This is a genomic window from Luteibacter sp. CQ10, from assembly GCF_040900725.1.
Classification (GTDB): Bacteria; Pseudomonadota; Gammaproteobacteria; order Xanthomonadales; family Rhodanobacteraceae; genus Luteibacter.
In genome coordinates, this window is record NZ_JAEUYM010000001.1 from 1,578,386 (window position 1) to 1,596,294 (window position 17,909).

A 17,909-nucleotide genomic window follows, 5' to 3' on the forward strand; every position below is an offset into this window, starting at 1 on the left:
GTCAGGCAAAAAACCATTGAATCATGGTCTGCCCGGGAGGCCGAGGTTCCGACGCTGAAAGTGTCGACTGTCCGTTAATTCGGTCTTCGAATGCCGCCTCTCGCGAGAAGAGGCGGCGTACGTCATCCCTGTGGGACGATCGCCTCGATCGGCCCGGCCATCAACCTCCGTCGGTCGGGTGACGCGTACCGAACATGCCCAGGTCGGTGCTCTCGGCGACCTTGGGATTGATCTTCGACACATGGGCGGTGCGCTGTAGCGGTTTTTCCATCGGAATGCCGAACGGATTGGCGATCGTCTCGTCGTGCATGGTCATGTGCAACTGTTCCATGAGAACGCTCCATCGGTATGAGCCGCCGAACGGCGGCATCCCGAACCTAGCATGGACATGATCGACAAAGCCGGACGGGGTCGACGTTCAGGCCACCGGCGCGTACTGCATCTCTCCCGCGCCGAACGACCAATCCTCACGCGTATTGCCGACCAGGGTGATCCAGACATCTTCCTTGCGTATCCCCGTTCGCTCGTGGATGAGGTCGGCCACGCTCCGGTAGAAGGCCTTTTTCGCCTCGATGCTACGCCCCGCCACCCAGGTGACCTGGATGAACACGATGTCAGGCGAATAGCCGACCCCCAGATACCCTTCGCTGGGATAGATCAATTCGTCGTCGTCGTGCCGGGTCACGATCTGGAACTTGTCGTGGATCGGCACGTTCGCGGTCAGGGTCATGGCTTCGTAGATCGATTCGGTGATTCGGCCGACGACGTCGGGCGTCACCCGGCGGCTGAGGTCGATGCGGGCGAGTGGCATGGCGGTGCTCCTGTCTGGGCGAATGTCGCCAGAACAGCGTAGGATGACGCCCGGTATGCGGCAAGCGCATAATTTTCATAAACATCATGCGTCAGGTGCAAGATGATCGACGATCTCCAGGCTTTCGTCGCCGTGGTGGAAACCTCGTCGCTGAGCCGTGCGGCGAGCCGCCTTCACATCACGCAATCGGCCGTCTCGCGGCGTTTGCAGCAATTGGAAAGCCGCCTCGATGGCGTGCTCCTGGATCGGGCGCATCGGCCCCCGCTGCCCACGCCCCTCGGCACGCGGGTGTATGAAAGCGCCAAGGCGGTGCTGCGACAGGTCGACTCCCTCATATCGCTCGCGGACGAAGGTGCCGAACCCAGCGGCACGTTCCGGCTCGGCTTTTCCATGGGGCTGGGCGACGGCGTACTGGAGCGTGTCGTCGAGCGGCTGCATGCCGACTTCCCGAAGGTTCGCCTGCAGATTCGCAGCGATTGGAGCCAAGGCCTTCTCGAGCGGTTGGAGGCCCATGCGCTGGACGCCGCCATCGTGCTGTCCCAGGCGTCCACGCCGGTGCCGTCCTCCCTCGCCATGCAGACGGTGGGCGCAGTGGACCTCGTCATCGTTCAATCGCGCAGCCAGATGCCGTTCCGGCGGCCCGTCCGGCTGGCCGCGCTGGTCGATGCGAACTGGGTATTGAATCCCGTGGGATGCGGCTATCGCGCCGCGTTGGAATCGGCGATGGGCAAGCGGGATGCCTGCCTGCAGGTGGCCATCGACGCCTTGGGGTCGGAACTCCAGCTTCGCCTCGTCGCCAAAGGCATGGGATTGGGCCTGGTGCCGCGCATTACGCTCGTATCGAGTCCCAGCGCGCGGGCCGTCCATCCCGTGGCGGTCGGCGACTTCCAGCTCTCGATGGACGTTCGCCTGGCCCACCATCGCGACGCCAGTCCGTTCAGGGCCGTGCTCTCGGCGGCGCAAGCCCAGGCGGCGGTCGCCCTTGCGCCCGCGAGAAAATCGCGTCGCTGAAGCGGTATGGCGACACCGGGGGCGGCATCATCGGCGCAACGCGTCGGGCGCGCTCACCGCTTTCGAATCGGAGAGCGCGTTCCTCATGACCACGATCCGTGCATTCACCCGCGCGGGCAGGCCACGCGGGTACATGGCGATTCGCTCTGCGCGGCGGCCTGCCCCGGCGATCAGGTCCGACGCAGGATCACGTTCCTCCAGGTGGGCCGCTGTCCGCGAAAATCGACGGCTTCGCCGTCACTGGTGAAGAACAGGCCCCGTTCGTGTTCGTCGACCAGCTTGACGCCGTTGATGAAGAGGTAGCCGTTGCGCCGGTCGATCAGCACGTCCATCGACGGCTTACCCCACTGGTCGACGACGTACTTTCCTTCATAACCGGACCAACGGGCCGCGTCGGAGCCCTTCGGATCGTCCGGACCGTCGTTGTAGTCCAGGCCGGCTTCGCCTTCGCTGCATTCGAGATGGGCCGGCATGCCGTCGGACGAGGCGCTGAAGCGCCACTCCACCAGTTCATTCGTCTTGTCCCTGGTGAAGAACGTATCCTGATCGATGGCGATCAGCGCACCGTCGACCTCCAGGGCCTCGGACCGAAAACGGAGGCCGTCGCCGTCCTCGCGGATGGCGGCCGCGAGGTTGCGACCGACGTAGTTGCCCCGAACGGCTTTCCTCACGGTCGGCGCGGGCTGGATAGGGGCGATGGCGTCGACCGCGAGCCTCGGGCGCCTGGCGCCGAAGCGCGCGGCGAGGAGGCCGTCCATCAGTTTTTCCCCGAAGCGGTACGGTGCCGAAGCGGACCGGTTGAACAGTGCCGCCCATGCCAGCCGGGCCTCCGGGCAATAGACAAAGACGCAACCGAAGCCGAAACCGCCGCCCTTGTGGCTGAGGATGCGAACGGGTGTATCGCCATAGCGCGCTTCGTTCCGGATCACCCCCAGCCCGTAGTCGCCGCCGAGGCCGAACCCATGCATCTCCTTCCATAGGCGTTCGTCCAGCAGCGCGGTACCGGCCCGTCGGCCCTGGTCGAGATGGAAGGATGCGTAAGTCGCCATGTCCCTCGCGCTGATGTACACGCCCCCGGAAGCGACCAGGGGCGTGACCCGCGGTACGGCGTCGTAGCCTTCGACATGCCCGACGGCCCGGTTCGGGTTGGCGGTGTAGGTCGTCGCGTCGGCCGTGGCCTCATGCATCGCCAGGGGTTCGAAAAGCTTCTCACGAAGCCACTGGGCATAGCTCACGCCGGTGCGCTCCTGCAGGATGAAGCCGGCCAGGTCGAACCCGAGATTGGAATAGCGATAGCGGTTGCCGACCGGATGGCGAAGCCAGGTCTGCGCGATGCTGTGGACGTGCTCGGCGAAACCCTCCGTGCCCGGCACGTAGTTGTTGCCGACGGGGGCTTCGTGCGTGAAGCCGGCACGGTGGCTGAGCAGCAGTCGCAGCGTGATCCGGTCTTGCGGCTTCGCTTCGAAACGGCTGTTGACCCGAAACCAGGGAACGTATCGGGATATCGGCGCATCGAGATCGAGCAAGCCCTGTTGCACGGCGAGCAGCACCCCCACGGCAGTAAAGTTCTTGGAGGTGGACTGGATGCTGAAGATCGTCGCTTCGTCCACCGTCCTGGCCTGGCTGCCACCGGTGCTGCCGAACCCTTCCACCCAGACTGGCTTCCCGTTCTCCAGCAGGCACACCGCGGTGCCTTCCACGCCGTGGGCCGTCATCGAATCGACGATGGCGGTGCGCTCGGCCAGGGCGAGCGCACCCAACGAGGGCGCGGGCGACCGGGACCACGCATTGCCCGGTTCAGCGGCGCCGACGACGCCGATCGCCATGCCGGTCGCGGCCTGGATGAGGAACTGCCGGCGTTTCTGTTCGTGCGTCAAGGGAGGGGCTCCTGGGTCGTGTGAGGGGATGGGGAACGACGGGGCGCGAGCAGCTTTTGCAACACGTCCGGGGTGCCGGCAAGCCGCCGCAGGTGTGGCTCACGTAAACCCGAATGCCAGTCGAGTTCGACCGTGCGGGTCACGTCGGCGTAGGCCAGTCGCAGCTTGACCGGCATGCGGGACGATTCACCGTCACGCAGCGCACTCCGCAGGGATGCCACCGACCATGCATGGTCGTCGATGCCGACGATGCGCCAGCCGCTGGCCATGCCGTGTCGGGCGGCGATGGAGCCAGAGGCGACGTCCTGGATCGTTCCTTCACGGTCGATCCAGACGCCGAGCGTGGACGAAAAATTGAACGTGCCGTTGTCCTGCTGGACGCGTTCGGCGAACGGATTGGGGGTGTCGTCGTAAGCGATGTCCCACCCTGCCCCACGAAGGCCCGCCAGGGGATCCGATGCCGCCACCCGATCGCATACCGGGCACGCATCCGTACGCTCCACGCGCTCGACGCCATGGCGTCGTCTCGCTCGCTAGTCCAGATTGCCGCCGATTGTGGATTTTCCGACCAGGCCCATCTCACGCGAAGTTTCAGCGCGCTTACCGACACCTCGCCTTCCACCTGGCGCAGGCGCCTGGCCCGAAGCTGACGCTGAAACCCATCGAACAGAAGCCGCGCATATTGCTGTCTTGCGCAGTTTTCTTTCCGCGACGCATCCGTCTAACGTTACGGCTATCGTTCGCCGTGACGAACACGGCATCCAGGTGGTCGCGACTTCCTTTCCGTGGATGCGAGACGTACATTTTCCGCCACGGGCTTCAGGGTTCCAATGTGCAATACCTACGCTCACGCTTGACTGTTCAATGGTCGAGCGGGTCGATGTTTCACTTTTCACACTCATTGGGAGGATGGTCATGAGCAACAAAGATAAGGTCGAGGTCGTCAGCGAATCGCGTCGGAAGGTCATGGTCGGGGCCGGCGCGGTGGCTGCCGCCTCCGTGGCGATTCCCCTGCTCGCTTCGGAAGGCGCGGCGAACGCCGCCGCCAAGACGGCGCATTCGGCCGGTAGCCGCCCCACCAGCGGCAAGGTGCTGACGAAGGACGGCGTGGAAATCTTCTACAAGGACTGGGGTCCGAAGGATGCCCAGCCGATCGCCTTCCACCATGGTTGGCCGCTGTCGTCCGACGACTGGGACAACCAGATGCTGTACTTCCTCAACCAGGGCTACCGCGTCGTGGCGCACGACCGTCGCGGCCACGGCCGTTCCACCCAGGTGGATTTCGGTCACGACCTCGACCATTACGCCGCCGATGCGTCGGCCGTGGCCGAGTACCTCGACCTGAAGAACGCCATCCACGTCGGCCACTCGACGGGCGGCGGTGAAGTGGTCCGCTACGTCGCGAAGTACGGTCAGCCGCAGGGCCGCGTCGCCAAGGCCGTGATCATGGCCGCCATCCCCCCGCTGATGCTCAAGACCGCGAACAACCCCGGCGGCACGCCCATCGAGGTGTTCGACGGCTTCCGCAAGGCGCTGCTCGACAACCGCTCGCAGTTCTACCTCGACGTGGCGTCCGGTCCGTTCTACGGCTACAACCGTGCGGCCAACAAGAACGACAAGACCATGCAGGGCAACATCCAGAACTGGTGGCGCCAGGGCATGATGGGCGGCGCGAAGGCCCATTACGACGGCATCAAGGCCTTCTCGGAAACCGACCAGACCGACGACCTCAAGGCCCTGACGGTGCCGGTGCTCGTGCTCGCCGGCGACGACGACCAGGTCGTTCCGTACAAGGACGCCGCGGAGCTGCAGGGCAAGCTGATCAAGAACGCCACCGTCAAGATCTACCCGGGCTACCCCCACGGCCTGATGACGACGCATGCCGACGAGATCAATGCCGAAATCCTGAAGTTCATCAAGAAGTAAGTCGTCAAACGGCCTCGCCTCGCGGCGCGGCCGTTTCTTCGACGATCATGGGCGCTGCGCGATGCCTATCCGCAGCGCCTTTTTTTTGCCGCACGCCGCCGCGCAGTTGATCCACGTCAACCGCCGCGACGGTGCGCGAGCCAAGAATGGCGCCGTGTGCACACCTGAGGATCGCGCCATGGCCACGGCACCCCGTACCACCACCCAGCAGGCGGCGCAGCCATCGGCTGCGTGGCGCGATATCGGTAGCGTGGCCGCACAATTGCCCTGCGATGGCACGGCCCTGGCCGGGGCCGCGGCCATGGCCGGCGCGCTCCACGCCAAGGTCACCGTCACCCAGTTGCTGCCCCTGCCCGTCGATACGTCGAATGCCTGGGCACTTTCCATGGATCCGGTCATCGCCGAGCGGCATGAGCGGATACGCCAGGATGCGCACCGCCAGGCGAACGATATCCGCCATCGCCTGGCAGCGTACGCCGTGCAGGGCGACATCACGACGCTGGAGGCCACGTTCGACGAGCCCTCGGGCCTGGCGGCCTTGGCCGCGCGTCGCACCGATGTCTCGGTCATGGCACGGCCCTCCGGCTCCGTCACCGACGCCGCCTACACCCACGCGATTTTCGCCGGGCTGCTGCTCGGCTCGGGCAGGCCCGTGCTCGTCATGCCCGAAGGCAGCAAACTGACGTTGCCGCTCCAGCAAGCGGTGGTGGCCTGGACCGACTCAGCCGAAGCGACCCGCGCCATGCACGACGCCATGCCCCTGCTGCTGCACGCCGAATCCGTGCACCTCGTTACCATCGATGCGCCCGCCTCGCCGCTGGAGAATCCCGCCCACGCCGGCGACGGCGCAGCCGCCCTTCTGCAGGCCCATAGCGTACCCGTCACCGTGCACCGCATCCACGGACAGGGGCGTGCGCCCAGCCAATGGCTGCTGGACCATTGCCGCTCGGTCAAGGCGGGACTTCTGGTGGCCGGTGGTTACGGCCATGCCCGATGGCGCGAGTGGGCGGTGGGTGGCACGACCCGCGAGCTCTTCTTCGAAACGAGCCTTCCCACGTTCTTCTCCCACTGACGTCCAGGGCCCGCCATGATGCATGGTCATGCGGCCTGGCGCGCGCAACGCTCCAGCGACAGGAACGATACGAACGCGGAAGTGGCCGCGTGCGCCTGGGTCCGCGCGATGGTATCCAGCAGCGCGAAGACCGCCTGCCGGTCGACGAGGCCCAGATCGGCCAGGGCGCAATCGTGCAGCTGCGCGACCAGCGTCTTCGCATGCCGGGCGATGAGCGGCGGAAACACTCCCACGAAGGTCTCCTTGAGATAGCCCTTGGTGAAAACGTCGTCCCCCAGATGGGCCTGCAGGTAACGTCGCATCACTTCCCGTCCCTGCCGGCTGCTCTTCGGCAACCGATGGCAGAACAGCGCCAGGTGCGGATCGCTCAACGGATTGACCGGCCACTGGCCGTGCTTCAACAGATCGGGGGCCCGGCAAGCGTGGGCCAGCAACGACGTCGTCGGCACCGGGCTTTCCGGCGCGTCGAAGGTGGGCAGGCTGCGCGCCGCGCTGGATGCGCGGCGCGTCAGCAGACCCTCGGCATAGGTCCTGGCGTCGCGAGCCCAGGCAGGATCCTTGACGCCGCGGCGGGACACCTCGCCGACATAGGCTGGAAACAGTTCGTCGCCACCGATGCCGGTGAAGAGCACGCGCCGCCCCTGCGCACTGGCCGACGCCCATAGGGCCGAGCAGGCTTCGAGGTAGAACTCGCGATAGAAACCATACGGCTCACCGCCCGTCCGCAGGTCGAGGCTCGGCGGATAGGCGGCGATGTCCACGGTGTCGTCCAGAAGACCCAGGCGTTCGATCATCGCCCCGCGTCGCTGCACCTGCGGTGCGCGCACTTCGCCGTCGAGCAGGATGCCCCTGGATGCGATGTCGCCGTGCTGTCTCGTCAATGCCGTCGCGACCGTGCCCGAGTCCATGCCGCCGCTCAGTTCGAGCGACGTGGCACCTTCCAGCCAGGGCCGGAGGGACATGACCCGCTGCAGCGCCTCGGCGAACGGCGCAAGCATGTCCTGTCCCGAATCCGGCGCCGGCGCGGTCTCCGCCATCGCCTCGGGATATCGGTAATTCGCCCTGCCGGGCTCGATGTGCAGCGAGGCGCGCTCCGTCAGCATGACCACGCCGGTATAGATCTGCCGCGCCGAGTACACCGTGTGGAGAGCCAGTTGATGGCTCGCGACTTCCGCATCGATCATCGTCGGAACGTCGTTGAAATCGGCGGAATCCCAGGACACCTTGACCCGGTCGTCCATCACCCGGCAATACACCGGCACGGAGCCAAGTACTCCGGCGCGAATACGCACCCGATGTCCCGCGCGCGCCACTTCGATCATCACGTAATCGAGTGGCCAGAGCAGGCATTCCCGATAGAGCCTGTGGAACGTCTCGTCGTCCACGTGATCGCGTACGATCGACCCATTCGGCGCGGAGGCTGACGACGCCTGCCGCTCCCTCACCACGATGAACCACTGGTCGGACGCATGCACGAACAACGTTTCGAGCATGGCATGCGCATGCGGCCTGATGCTGCTGGTCCCCACGCTCACGGAGCCCTCTTTCCACGCCGGATCGAACGAAAGATCGGATAACGCGATATCGGCCTTGATCACCCAGGAGCTCCATCAATGGAAAGCCGCCCCCGGTGAAGGAGGCGGCTTTCGTTGCATTCGTCGACCGTCGGAACCCGAGCGGGGAATCAGCCCCAGTCGCCGCCGCTATGGGTGGAGCCGATGCGGCCGATGTCGCCCACGTCGTCGATCTTCGGCGCATGCTTGACCGCCGTCATGCCCTTCTGCATCGGTTCGTCCATCTGGATGGAGAACGGATTGACGTCGTTCAGAACCTTTTCGAGCTTATCCATGAAACTCTCCCATCGGTTGGTGGGCCGCGAGATGGCGGCGCTTTCGACCGTAACACGACAGCTATCGCAGCAAACGGCGGACGTTTACGCGTAATCGGACACGTTTTCCGGCAGGTCGCCGAAAACGTGCAATGGTGTAGAATCCGCCCGCTCGACCAGCCAGCCATCGCAAGCCACGTCGGCCACGACCTCCCGCTTTCACCGAGGCATCGCCGATCGCCATGCGCCACCCCATCGCTCCTGCCCTTCGGATCGCGTCGCGCGCGTTCGTCGCCATCGTCGGCGGTTACGTCGCGGCGGCACTCTATGCCGCGACCATGGCCCGCTGGCTTCCCATGCCTCGCACCGAAGCCGTGATGATCGGCATGCTGGCGTCGTTCGCCATCTACGCGGGCGTCGCGATCATGGCGTTCGCCGTCGGCAGCGCGACGCGCGCATGGATCTGGCTGGCCGCGGGCTGCCTGCCTCCGGCCCTCGCCCTCTACCTCTCGACACACGGCGTCTTCGCATGAAGGTCGGTCTGCGCCAGTCGATGGCGTTCCTGCACACCTGGGCCGGCCTGTTGTTCGGCTGGCTGCTGCTGGCGGTGTTCGTCACCGGCACCACGGCGTATTTCCAGGATGAGATCACCCGCTGGATGCAGCCGGAAATCAAGGGCGAGCGCCACCTCGTGGCCTCCGCCGAAGGCGCCGTCGACTACATGCGGCAGCACGCGCAGGGCGTGGAAACCTGGTCGATCCAATTGCCCGGCAAGCGTTCCGTGGCGGCCATGGGCTACTGGAAGGAAAAAGGCGAGACCTACCTCCAGTGGCGCGACCACGCTTTCATGGTCGACGGCCGTGGCGTTCGGGTGGACGCGCGTGACACCACCGGCGGCTGGCTGCTTTACCGGCTGCATTTCGACCTGCACTACGTGCCCGTGCTGTGGGGACGCTGGACGGTAGGGCTCGCCGCGATGTTCATGCTCGTGGCGATCGTCAGCGGCGTGATCACGCACCGGAGGATCTTCGCCGACTTCTTCACCCTGCGCCTGGGCAAGGGCCAACGCTCATGGCTGGATGCGCACAACCTCGGCGCCGTGCTCGCGCTGCCCTTCCACGTCATGATCACCTATACCGGCCTGGTCACCTTGCAGGCCGCGTACATGCCCTGGGGCATCGCCGCGGCCTACGAGCGGCCGGCCGACTACCATCGCGAGCTCACCGGCATCGATGCGCCGCCGACACGCTCGGGTACGTTCGCCGCCTCCGCGCCGATAGCGGACATGATCGCCCAGGCCCGCGCGCGCTGGAACGGCGCCGATCCCGGGTTCATCGCGATCCTGATCCCCGGCGACGCGAACTCGGTGGTGAAGATCACCCAGGACACGGGCACATCGATGGCCACGCGAGGGGAAACGCTCACCTTCGACGCCGCCACGGGCCACATGCGAACGCCGCCGGCGTCCAGGGGCGGCGCCGCCATGACCGAGAGTGTGATGGTGGGCCTGCATGCCGGGCGCTTCGCGCCGCCGGCGCTGCGTTGGCTCTACTTCCTGAGCGGCCTGATGGGTTCGGCCATGGTGGCGACCGGCCTCGTGCTCTGGACGGCCAAACGCCGCTTGCGGTTGCCCGATCCCACCCGTCCCCACGTTGGTTTCCGTCTCGTCGAGCGTCTGAACGTCGCCACCATCGCCGGGCTGCCTTTCGGCATCGCCGTGTACTTCATCGCGAACCGGCTGCTCCCGTCGGCCATGACGCATCGCGCCGCCTGGGAGGCGAACTGGCTTTTCATCGGCTGGGGCGCGCTGCTGCTGTACGTCTTCCTGAGGCCGCCGCGACGGGTATGGATCGAATCACTGTCGATGGTCGCGGTGGCTTACCTCGCGGTGCCGGCGGTCAACGCCCTGACCACGGACCGCGGCCTGCTGCGAAGCTTCGTCGCCGGCGATCTCGTCTTCGCCGGCTTCGACCTGTCCATGCTCGTCACCGCAGCGGGATTCGCGTTCGCCGCGTGGAAGCTGTTTCGGCGTCCGCTTGCCCGGGTTCGCGAAACACGATCGCGAAGGGAGCGCATCGCGTGATCGCCCTGTGCATCCTCGCAGCCCTCGCCGGTTTCGTGGGACTCTCGTTCGGCATGACTCGCCATCAGCGCGATGTCCTCGGCCGGACCCTGGCGCCATCGACTTCGCTTCGCTGGCGAATCGTCGGCTGGACAGGCGTGGCCCTTTCCCTGGTTCTCGCGGCGATCCGGGATGGCGCCGCGCTGGGAACGGTCTATTGGCTCGGCGAACTGACCGTGGCGGCGCTGGCCGTCGCCTTGGGCACGACCTGGCGCGGATCGAGACGGGGAGCGTCACCTGTCCGCGAACCCTCGGGCGAGCGGTAGAACGCCCGCAGGCCTCCTTCGGTAAGCAACCTGCGACGTTCCGTTGCTATGCAACACCTCGATTTTATTTCATAATGCGAGTCGTTCTCATTTGCGTCCGCATTATGGGCCCCGGGCCCGAGGAATTCCATGCTCCCCGCTCCGCTTCGCCGCCACTCGCTTTCGGCCTCCGTTCGCTCCGCCCTCATCGCCACCATCGTTTTCGCTTCGACCGCGCACGCCGCCGAAACGGACGAACAGAAAGCGCTCCGCGACAACAGCACCACCTTGTCGGGCGTACAGGTGCAGGCCAACGTGGCGGCGCCGACCGCCGAGTACGCTGGCGGCCAGGTCGCCCGTGGCGGACGGTTCGGCGTGCTGGGAAACCAGGACGCGATGAACGTGCCGTTCGCCCTCACCAGCTACACCGACACGTTGATCCGCAACCAGCAGGCACGCTCGCTCGGCGACGTGGTGGGCAACGATCCGGCCGTGCGTACCGGCTTCGGCTTCGGCAACTTCTCGCAGGTGTTCACGATCCGCGGCTTCCAGATCTATAGCGACGACATCGCCTTCGACGGTCTGTATGGATTGCTGCCACGCCAGCTGCTCGCACCGGAACTGGTCAGTCGCGTCGAAGTATTCAAGGGCGCCAGTGCGTTCCTCAACGGCATCAGCCCGGGCGGCTCGGGCATCGGCGGCAGTATCAACATCGCGCCCAAGCGTGCCGACGCCACACCCGTGACGCGCGTCGGCCTGGACTGGGGCAGCGACAGCCAGATCGGGGAAAGCGTCGACGTCGGTCGCCGCTTCGGTGCGAGCCAGCAGTTCGGCGTGCGCGTCAACGCCGTGCATCGCGAGGGCGGCACCGCCATCGATGGCGAGAAGCGCCGCGTCACGGCGCTTGCAGTGGCGTTCGACTATCGCGGGGAAAACCTCCGCGTGACCACCGACCTCGGTTACCAGAAACAGGTGATCACGGGAGGCCGCGCCGTGGTCTACGCCAGCGGTCTCACGTCCATTCCGCGCGCGCCTTCGGCCACGACCAATTACGCGCAGCCCTGGTCGAACTCCTCGCTGGAAGACACCTTCGGTGTGGTGCGCGCCGAATACGATGTCACTCCGTGGCTAACGGGGTACGTCGCAGCAGGCGCCCACCACGGCAACGAGTTCGGCGACTACGTGAGCCCGACGCTGGTCGCCACGAACGGCGCCGCCACCGAGTCACGCTTCACCGTGCCCTATATCGCCGACACTGCCACGGGCGAGGCCGGTTTCAATGCTCACTTCGAGACGGGCGAGGTCACCCATCGCGTGAACCTCGGCTTCTCCGCGCTGAGTTTTCGCAAAAAGGCGGCGTATGCCGGTTCGAGCAGCAGCACCAACCCTCACGTCATCGACACCAATATCTACGATCCCACCTACGTTTCCGTACCCGAGTTCGTCTACAACATCGGTCCCATCAGCGATCCGGGTATCACCGGCCGTACGCAGCTTCGCAGCATCGCCGTGTCCGACACGCTGGGCTTCATGGACGACAGCCTGGAAGTCACGCTCGGTGCGCGTCGCCAGAAGCTTCACACGCTCGGCTATGCCTACGCGGTGAACGGCGTGAACGGCAGGAAGAATTCGGAATACGAGCAATACGCCACCAGCCCGGTCGTGGGCGTGAACTATCGTTTCGCCGACCAGTGGTCCGTGTACGCGAACCATATCGAGGCCTTGAGCCAGGGCGACCAGGCCCCGGACTCCTTCGCCGGCAAGCCCGTCACCAATGCGGGCCAGGTGTTCGCGCCGTACAAATCCAAGCAGAACGAAGTGGGCGTGAAATGGGATGCCGGCACCATCGGCAGCACGCTGGCCCTGTTCCAGATCAAGCAGCCCAGCGCGTACGTGGACGCCGCCACCAACACGTTCGTGGTGGACGGCGAACAGCGCAACCGCGGCGTCGAGTGGAGTTTCTTCGGCCAGCCGGCGCAAGGCGTTCGCCTGCTGGGCGGCCTGAACTACATCCAGCCCGAGCAGGTGAAGACGCAAGGCGGCGCCAACGACGGCAAGGACGCGATCGGCGTGCCGCGCTTCCAGGCGAACGCGGGCGTCGAATGGGACATCCCCCATACGCCCGACATCACCGTGAGCGCACGCGCGGTGCGCACCGGCAAGCAGTACCTCGACACGGCCAACCAGCTGAAGGTACCGGCGTGGACGACGTACGACGTGGGCGCGCGTACCACGGCGCATCTCGAAGGCGTTCCCGTCACCTTCCGTCTCACCGTGCAGAACCTGACCAACAAGGGCTACTGGGCCTCCGCCAACGGCGGTTACCTCACCCAGGGCCTGCCGCGCACTTACTACGTATCCGCGTCGTTCGACCTCTGATCCCCACACGTCGCGCACGAGAGGCCTCGGCGTCGTTCGACCGTTGACCCTCCTCACGTCGCTCCTGCGCACGCAGGAGCCCAGCGCCCTGAGATCGGTTTTCGCGAAACGGTGATGCGGCTCTTCGGTGCCTTGCCAAAGCCGATGAAACGTTTTCGCTCGCCGGGACGCAAGGCGCTGGATTCCTGCGTGCGCAGGCATGACGTGAGGGGACTGGAACCAAATCCGTCCCCGAGGGTCTGAGCGACCTGACCGCAGGGAGGGCGTGGGGTGGAGAGGAACCGATACTCGAGGCTATCCGCTCGCCGCGTGGCAGCCATGGTCGTGGCGATCGGGTGCCATCTGGGGCTGCTGGTGGCGGTGCTTCGACCGGCGACCCATCGCCATACCGCCATTGATGTGGCGCCTCGCGAAGTCAGCGCGCTTGAGCTTCGTTTTGTCGCCATGCATGCGCCACGACCGATTGTCGTGCCCGCACACACGCGGATCGCGACACCGCCAAGGCATGCGAAGCCACTGCCGATTCGACCGAAAGACGCCCCGCCGGCGCCCCCGCCCTCACTCGGCGAGGTCACGGCACCGCCTGCCCCACCCACGGCCCCCACGACGTCCTCCTTCGCCAACGGAAGCTTCGAGCGGCAACTGCACGACGCGCAGCGATCGAACGCCATGCCTGCGCTTCCCGGCTCCGATCTGCGCCGGGCGCCCGGCATTCAACTGATCGATCCGATGAACCAGGGCATCGGTGCCATCGCACGCAAGTCGCAGCGCCTCTTCGGCGTTCCGAGCAGCCATTGCGTCGATGTCGATCGTTTGCGAAGCCTCAGTCCCGAAGAACTCGCTTCGCGCCATCTGTCGCCGCGTGACGTGGCGCACATGAACGAGAAGTACGACTGCCAGCGGCCCCTGGGCCTGAGTTTCTAGTTGACAGAGCGCGCGATGCGAGCCTAGTTTCCGTTTTGTAGTACAAATACCCGCTCGTGGCGCCGGGGAGCGTCGGCACAGGGATCACGATGAAGCACGAAGACGAGTCGCCGTCGGCATCGCGCCGCCAGTTCCTGAAAATGAGCGGTCTGGCCGGCCTCCTGCCCCTGATGGGCATGCCGGTGTTCAGCGCCTGCGCGGCGGTGTCGCGCCCCACGGCGCCGCTGCCGCCCGGATCGAACAAGCTCGCGCTCTGGTATCCCACACCTTCCAGCGAGGCGAACGTCTTGCGCGAAGGCCTGCCGATCGGCAACGGCCGCATCGGCGCCCTCGTCGGCGGCGATCCGCTGCGCGACTTCCTCTACGTCACCGACGGTTCGATGTGGCTGGGCGGTCGCAACGCCGTACTCGACGAGAAGGGGCAGTTCGGCTACGCCACCACCGACTTCGGCAGCCTGGTGATGCTGGCGAAGCTCTATCTCCAGGTGGACGGCCACGACATCGCCGGCCTGGAGGACTTCCGCCGCGAGCTGGACATGGCCCGCGGTGTCGTGCGGATGTCCTATCGCAAGGGCGGCGTGCGTTACCTGCGCGAGGTCTACGCCAGCCATCCCGACGACGTCATCGTGGTGCGCCTGTCGCAGGACGGTGGCGGCCGTTACAGCGGCGTGCTCGACCTGCAGGGCGCGCACGGCGAGATCGCCCGCACCGAAGGTCGCGTGCCCTCGCGGTTGTTCGACGGCAAGTTCGACAACGGCCTGAAGTATGCCGCGGTGGCGCGGATCGAGGCATCCGGCGGCACCGTGCGCGGCACCGCCGACGGCCTTCATTTCAAGGACTGCGATGCGCTGACCGTGATCTTCTGCGGCGGTACCAACTACGTGCCGGACGCCAGGCGGAACTACATGGATGGGACGGTCGATCCGGCCGCCCGCGCGCTTTCGAAGATCGAGGCCGCCCTCGAGCCGTCGCCGGACGCGTTGCTGCGCACGCACGTTGCCGACCACGCGCGCCTGTTCGACACCATGCACGTGGACCTGGGCGAGTCGACCCCCGAACAACGCTCGCTCGACACATGGGCGCGCCTGCAGGCTCGCTCGCAGGCCACCTCCGCACCCGATCCGGAACTGGAAGCCAGCTACCTGCAATTCGGCCGGTACCTCACCATCGCGGGCTCGCGCGACAAGCTGCCTACCGGCCTGCAAGGCCTCTGGCTGTCGGACAACGCGCCTCCCTGGATGGGCGATTATCACACCGACATCAACATCCAGATGAACTACTGGCTGCCCGATCGCGCGGCGCTTTCCTCGTGCTTCGACGCGTTGACCGAGTATTGCCTGTCGCAGATCGATTCATGGACGGCGCTCACCCGCCAGCTCTTCAACGATCCGCGCAACGGCTTTCGCAATAGCTCGGGCAAGGTCGCCGGCTGGACGGTGGCGTTCTCCACCAACATCTACGGCGGCAACGGGTGGTGGTGGCATCCCGGTGCCAGCGCCTGGTTGTGCAACAACCTGTGGCAGCACTACGAATACACCCAGGATCGCCGCCACCTGGAGCGCATTCACCCACTGCTGAAGGGCGCGTGCGAATTCTGGGAGGCCCGGCTGATCCCCACCCGGGTCACCGATCCCGCGACGGGCCACACCCGCGAGGTGCTGATCGACGACGCGGACTACTCACCCGAGCAGGGGCCGACCGACGCCAAGGGCAACACCTATGCGCAGGAGCTGGCATGGGACCTGTTCGGCCATTTCCGCGAATCGAGCGTGCTGCTCGGCCGCGATGCGGACGCCGCGGCGCGCTTCACCGCCCTGCGCGAAAAGCTCTATCTGCCCCGCATCAGCGAAAAGACCGGCTGGCTCGAGGAATGGATGACGCCGGACAACCTGGGCGAAGTCACGCACCGGCATCTCTCGCCCCTGTTCGGCTTCTTCCCCGGCGATCGCATCCGCGTCGAGGATAGCCCGCCCGAACTCATCCAGGCCGTCACCCGCCTGCTCACCGCCCGCGGCATGACGGGCTTCGGCTGGGGTTGCGCGTGGCGCGCGATCTGCTGGGCACGCCTGAAGAACGCGGACAACGCCTACCGGTTGCTGCTCACCAACCTGCTGCCGGCGATGAACCACAGCAACGGCACCACCGCGAATTTCTTCGACTTCTACCAGCTCGACGAGAACGCCGACGCCTTCCAGATCGATGCCAACTACGGCACCCCCACCGCCATGCTGGAGATGCTGTTGTATTCGCGACCGGGACGCATCGAACTGCTTCCCGCGCTGCCCAAGGCATGGCGCGACGGCAGCATCACCGGCCTCGGCGCGCGCGGCGGTTTCCAGGTGGACATGGCCTGGCGCAACGGCAAGGTCACGGCGCTGACCGTGCGCAGCGTCGGCGGCGCAAAGACCGACGTGGTCTTCGACGAACGATCCCATCCCGTCTCGCTGCGTGCGGGCGAAAGCAAGGTGCTGCTATGAAACGACTCGCGATAGGACTTCTCGGCCTGATGGCCTGCGGCCAGGGCATGGCCGACGATGCGGGCCAGCGCGTGGCGGCGTGGGCGCCGTCCGTGACGCCGGGCGGACCGGCCTTCCACGCCCAGACCTTGCGCATGGCGGTGCATCCGTCGGTCGGCGGCACGGCGCCGCAAGTGCGCGTGTCCAACCTGTACGGCACCACGCCCCTGCAAGTCGGGCATGCCACGCTCGGCCTGCAGGCGAGCGGTGCCTCGCCGGTACCGGGAAGCCTCCGTCCGCTCACCGTGGGCGGCTCGGCGAGCTTCACGATCCCCGCCGGTGGCGAGGTCTGGACCGATCCCGTGCCGGTCGAGGTCAAGGTGGGTAAAAATCTGCTGGTCTCGCTCTACCTGCCCGATGCCGTCGCGTCGTCGACCTTCCACCAGGACGCGTTCGAGACGACCTACGCCAGCGCGGACGGTGCGGGCGATCATGCGGGCGACGTCGACCCGGCCGCGTTCACCGAAACAAGCACGCACTGGTACGAGCTGTCGGCCGTGACGGTCGCCGCCCCGAAACACGACACGCTCGTGGCCTTCGGCGATTCCATCACCGATGGTTACAACACGCCGGTCAGTGCCAACGCGCGCTGGCCCGACGCGCTCGCCCGGCGTCTGGTCGCCGGCGGGATTCCCCTCGCCGTGGTCGATGCGGGCATCGGCGGCAACCGCGTGCTCACCGACGTGGTGCCGGACGTGGCCCGCGGCGTCAGCGCCCTCAAACGCTTCGACCACGACGTACTGTCCCTGCCGCGCGTGCGCACGGTCATCCTGCTCGAAGGCATCAACGACATCGGCAACAACGCCGGGCCGGACGGTGGCCCGCTCACCGCGGACCACCTGATCGCGGGCTACCGCGAACTGATCCGCCGGGCCCACGCCGCCCACATCCGCATCCTCGGCGGCACGATCCTGCCTTACCGGGGTGCCGGCTACTTCTCCGAAGATGGTGAGAAGACGCGGCAGGCGGCGAACGACTGGATCCGCACCTCCGGCGAATTCGACGGCGTGATCGATTTCGACAAGGCGGTTCGCGATCCGGCCCAGCCCCAGCGCCTGAAGGCGGCCTACGACGCCGGCGACCATCTCCATCCCAACGCGGCGGGAATGAAGGCCATGGCGGACGCCATCGACCTGCGCAAAGTGCGGTAATAGCCAAGCCGACGCAGGGATAAACGCCTATACTGAGGGGTCCAGCG

17 protein-coding genes are annotated in these 17,909 nt (G+C 66.2%); 11 read left to right on the forward strand and 6 right to left on the reverse strand.

The annotated features are described in order from the left end of the window. Nucleotides 1-160: 160 nt before the first annotated feature. Nucleotides 161-331 carry a hypothetical protein gene (locus JNG39_RS06855; protein ID WP_368310410.1) on the reverse strand — a complete coding sequence of 57 codons (171 nt, stop codon included), beginning with the start codon at nucleotides 329-331 and terminating at the stop codon, nucleotides 161-163. An 87-nt stretch (nucleotides 332-418) separates the two neighbouring features. Beyond that, the gene (locus JNG39_RS06860) at nucleotides 419-811 is read right to left on the reverse strand and encodes a tautomerase family protein (protein WP_368310411.1); all 393 of its coding nucleotides are present in this window, start codon (nucleotides 809-811) and stop codon (nucleotides 419-421) included. A gap of 102 nt (nucleotides 812-913) precedes the next feature. Between JNG39_RS06860 and JNG39_RS06865 the strand changes: the two genes are divergently transcribed. Continuing rightward, the gene (locus JNG39_RS06865; RefSeq protein ID WP_368310412.1) at nucleotides 914-1,822 is read left to right on the forward strand and encodes a LysR family transcriptional regulator; all 909 of its coding nucleotides are present in this window, start codon (nucleotides 914-916) and stop codon (nucleotides 1,820-1,822) included. Nucleotides 1,823-1,992: 170 nt separating this feature from the next. Here JNG39_RS06865 and JNG39_RS06870 read toward each other — a convergent pair whose 3' ends face one another. Together JNG39_RS06870 and JNG39_RS06875 are read right to left on the reverse strand one after the other, a co-directional pair. After that, nucleotides 1,993-3,699: a serine hydrolase domain-containing protein gene (locus JNG39_RS06870; RefSeq protein ID WP_368310413.1), complete on the reverse strand. Its 1,707-nt coding sequence runs from the start codon at nucleotides 3,697-3,699 to the stop codon at nucleotides 1,993-1,995. Beyond that, a complete protein-coding gene (locus tag JNG39_RS06875) occupies nucleotides 3,696-4,166 on the reverse strand; it encodes a hypothetical protein (RefSeq protein WP_368310832.1) in 471 nt (156 codons plus the stop codon). The genes JNG39_RS06870 and JNG39_RS06875 overlap by 4 nt, the downstream gene beginning before the upstream one ends. A gap of 3 nt (nucleotides 4,167-4,169) precedes the next feature. Between JNG39_RS06875 and JNG39_RS06880 the strand changes: the two genes are divergently transcribed. From JNG39_RS06880 to JNG39_RS06890, 3 genes are all read left to right on the forward strand, one after another. Further along, nucleotides 4,170-4,349, forward strand: coding sequence for a helix-turn-helix domain-containing protein (locus JNG39_RS06880; protein ID WP_368310814.1), 180 nt, complete (start codon nucleotides 4,170-4,172; stop codon nucleotides 4,347-4,349). A 265-nt stretch (nucleotides 4,350-4,614) separates the two neighbouring features. Then, nucleotides 4,615-5,625: an alpha/beta fold hydrolase gene (locus tag JNG39_RS06885; RefSeq protein WP_144908516.1), complete on the forward strand. Its 1,011-nt coding sequence runs from the start codon at nucleotides 4,615-4,617 to the stop codon at nucleotides 5,623-5,625. Nucleotides 5,626-5,803: 178 nt separating this feature from the next. Further along, entirely contained in the window at nucleotides 5,804-6,697 is an 894-nt protein-coding gene (locus JNG39_RS06890; protein WP_368310414.1) for a hypothetical protein, read from the forward strand. 26 nt (nucleotides 6,698-6,723) lie between these two features. On the opposite strand, the gene JNG39_RS06895 is transcribed toward JNG39_RS06890, so the two are convergent. After that, complete coding sequence (locus JNG39_RS06895; RefSeq protein WP_368310415.1) at nucleotides 6,724-8,295, reverse strand: hypothetical protein; 1,572 nt, start codon at nucleotides 8,293-8,295, stop codon at nucleotides 6,724-6,726. Between the two features lie 86 nt (nucleotides 8,296-8,381). Continuing rightward, on the reverse strand, nucleotides 8,382-8,546 hold the full coding sequence (locus tag JNG39_RS06900; protein WP_247366553.1) for a hypothetical protein: 165 nt from the start codon (nucleotides 8,544-8,546) through the stop codon (nucleotides 8,382-8,384). A 221-nt stretch (nucleotides 8,547-8,767) separates the two neighbouring features. Here JNG39_RS06900 and JNG39_RS06905 point away from each other — a divergent pair, with 221 nt between their 5' ends. The 7 genes from JNG39_RS06905 (at nucleotide 8,768) to JNG39_RS06935 (ending at nucleotide 17,862) form a co-directional block, all read left to right on the forward strand. Further along, on the forward strand, nucleotides 8,768-9,058 hold the full coding sequence (locus JNG39_RS06905; protein WP_368310416.1) for a DUF3649 domain-containing protein: 291 nt from the start codon (nucleotides 8,768-8,770) through the stop codon (nucleotides 9,056-9,058). Further along, nucleotides 9,055-10,608, forward strand: a complete 1,554-nt coding sequence (locus JNG39_RS06910) for a PepSY-associated TM helix domain-containing protein (RefSeq protein ID WP_368310417.1) — start codon at nucleotides 9,055-9,057, stop codon at nucleotides 10,606-10,608. The genes JNG39_RS06905 and JNG39_RS06910 overlap by 4 nt, the downstream gene beginning before the upstream one ends. Next, nucleotides 10,605-10,913, forward strand: coding sequence for a DUF3325 domain-containing protein (locus JNG39_RS06915; protein ID WP_368310418.1), 309 nt, complete (start codon nucleotides 10,605-10,607; stop codon nucleotides 10,911-10,913). The genes JNG39_RS06910 and JNG39_RS06915 overlap by 4 nt, the downstream gene beginning before the upstream one ends. A gap of 129 nt (nucleotides 10,914-11,042) precedes the next feature. After that, nucleotides 11,043-13,271: a TonB-dependent receptor gene (locus tag JNG39_RS06920; protein ID WP_368310419.1), complete on the forward strand. Its 2,229-nt coding sequence runs from the start codon at nucleotides 11,043-11,045 to the stop codon at nucleotides 13,269-13,271. Nucleotides 13,272-13,580: 309 nt separating this feature from the next. Then, nucleotides 13,581-14,195: a hypothetical protein gene (locus JNG39_RS06925; RefSeq protein WP_368310420.1), complete on the forward strand. Its 615-nt coding sequence runs from the start codon at nucleotides 13,581-13,583 to the stop codon at nucleotides 14,193-14,195. Between the two features lie 89 nt (nucleotides 14,196-14,284). Beyond that, the gene (locus tag JNG39_RS06930; RefSeq protein ID WP_368310421.1) at nucleotides 14,285-16,672 is read left to right on the forward strand and encodes a glycoside hydrolase N-terminal domain-containing protein; all 2,388 of its coding nucleotides are present in this window, start codon (nucleotides 14,285-14,287) and stop codon (nucleotides 16,670-16,672) included. Then, nucleotides 16,669-17,862: an SGNH/GDSL hydrolase family protein gene (locus JNG39_RS06935; protein ID WP_368310422.1), complete on the forward strand. Its 1,194-nt coding sequence runs from the start codon at nucleotides 16,669-16,671 to the stop codon at nucleotides 17,860-17,862. The genes JNG39_RS06930 and JNG39_RS06935 overlap by 4 nt, the downstream gene beginning before the upstream one ends. Nucleotides 17,863-17,909 lie beyond the last annotated feature (47 nt).

Bases quoted from the DNA above. Each gene is read 5' to 3' on its own strand.
- JNG39_RS06855 (WP_368310410.1), bottom strand. From the start codon at position 331: ATGGAACAGTTGCACATGACCATGCACGACGAGACGATCGCCAATCCG.
- JNG39_RS06860 (WP_368310411.1), bottom strand. From the start codon at position 811: ATGCCACTCGCCCGCATCGACCTCAGCCGCCGGGTGACGCCCGACGTC.
- JNG39_RS06865 (WP_368310412.1), top strand. From the start codon at position 914: ATGATCGACGATCTCCAGGCTTTCGTCGCCGTGGTGGAAACCTCGTCG.
- JNG39_RS06885 (WP_144908516.1), top strand. From the start codon at position 4,615: ATGAGCAACAAAGATAAGGTCGAGGTCGTCAGCGAATCGCGTCGGAAG.
- JNG39_RS06890 (WP_368310414.1), top strand. From the start codon at position 5,804: ATGGCCACGGCACCCCGTACCACCACCCAGCAGGCGGCGCAGCCATCG.
- JNG39_RS06900 (WP_247366553.1), bottom strand. From the start codon at position 8,546: ATGGATAAGCTCGAAAAGGTTCTGAACGACGTCAATCCGTTCTCCATC.
- JNG39_RS06905 (WP_368310416.1), top strand. From the start codon at position 8,768: ATGCGCCACCCCATCGCTCCTGCCCTTCGGATCGCGTCGCGCGCGTTC.
- JNG39_RS06910 (WP_368310417.1), top strand. From the start codon at position 9,055: ATGAAGGTCGGTCTGCGCCAGTCGATGGCGTTCCTGCACACCTGGGCC.
- JNG39_RS06920 (WP_368310419.1), top strand. From the start codon at position 11,043: ATGCTCCCCGCTCCGCTTCGCCGCCACTCGCTTTCGGCCTCCGTTCGC.
- JNG39_RS06930 (WP_368310421.1), top strand. From the start codon at position 14,285: ATGAAGCACGAAGACGAGTCGCCGTCGGCATCGCGCCGCCAGTTCCTG.
- JNG39_RS06935 (WP_368310422.1), top strand. From the start codon at position 16,669: ATGAAACGACTCGCGATAGGACTTCTCGGCCTGATGGCCTGCGGCCAG.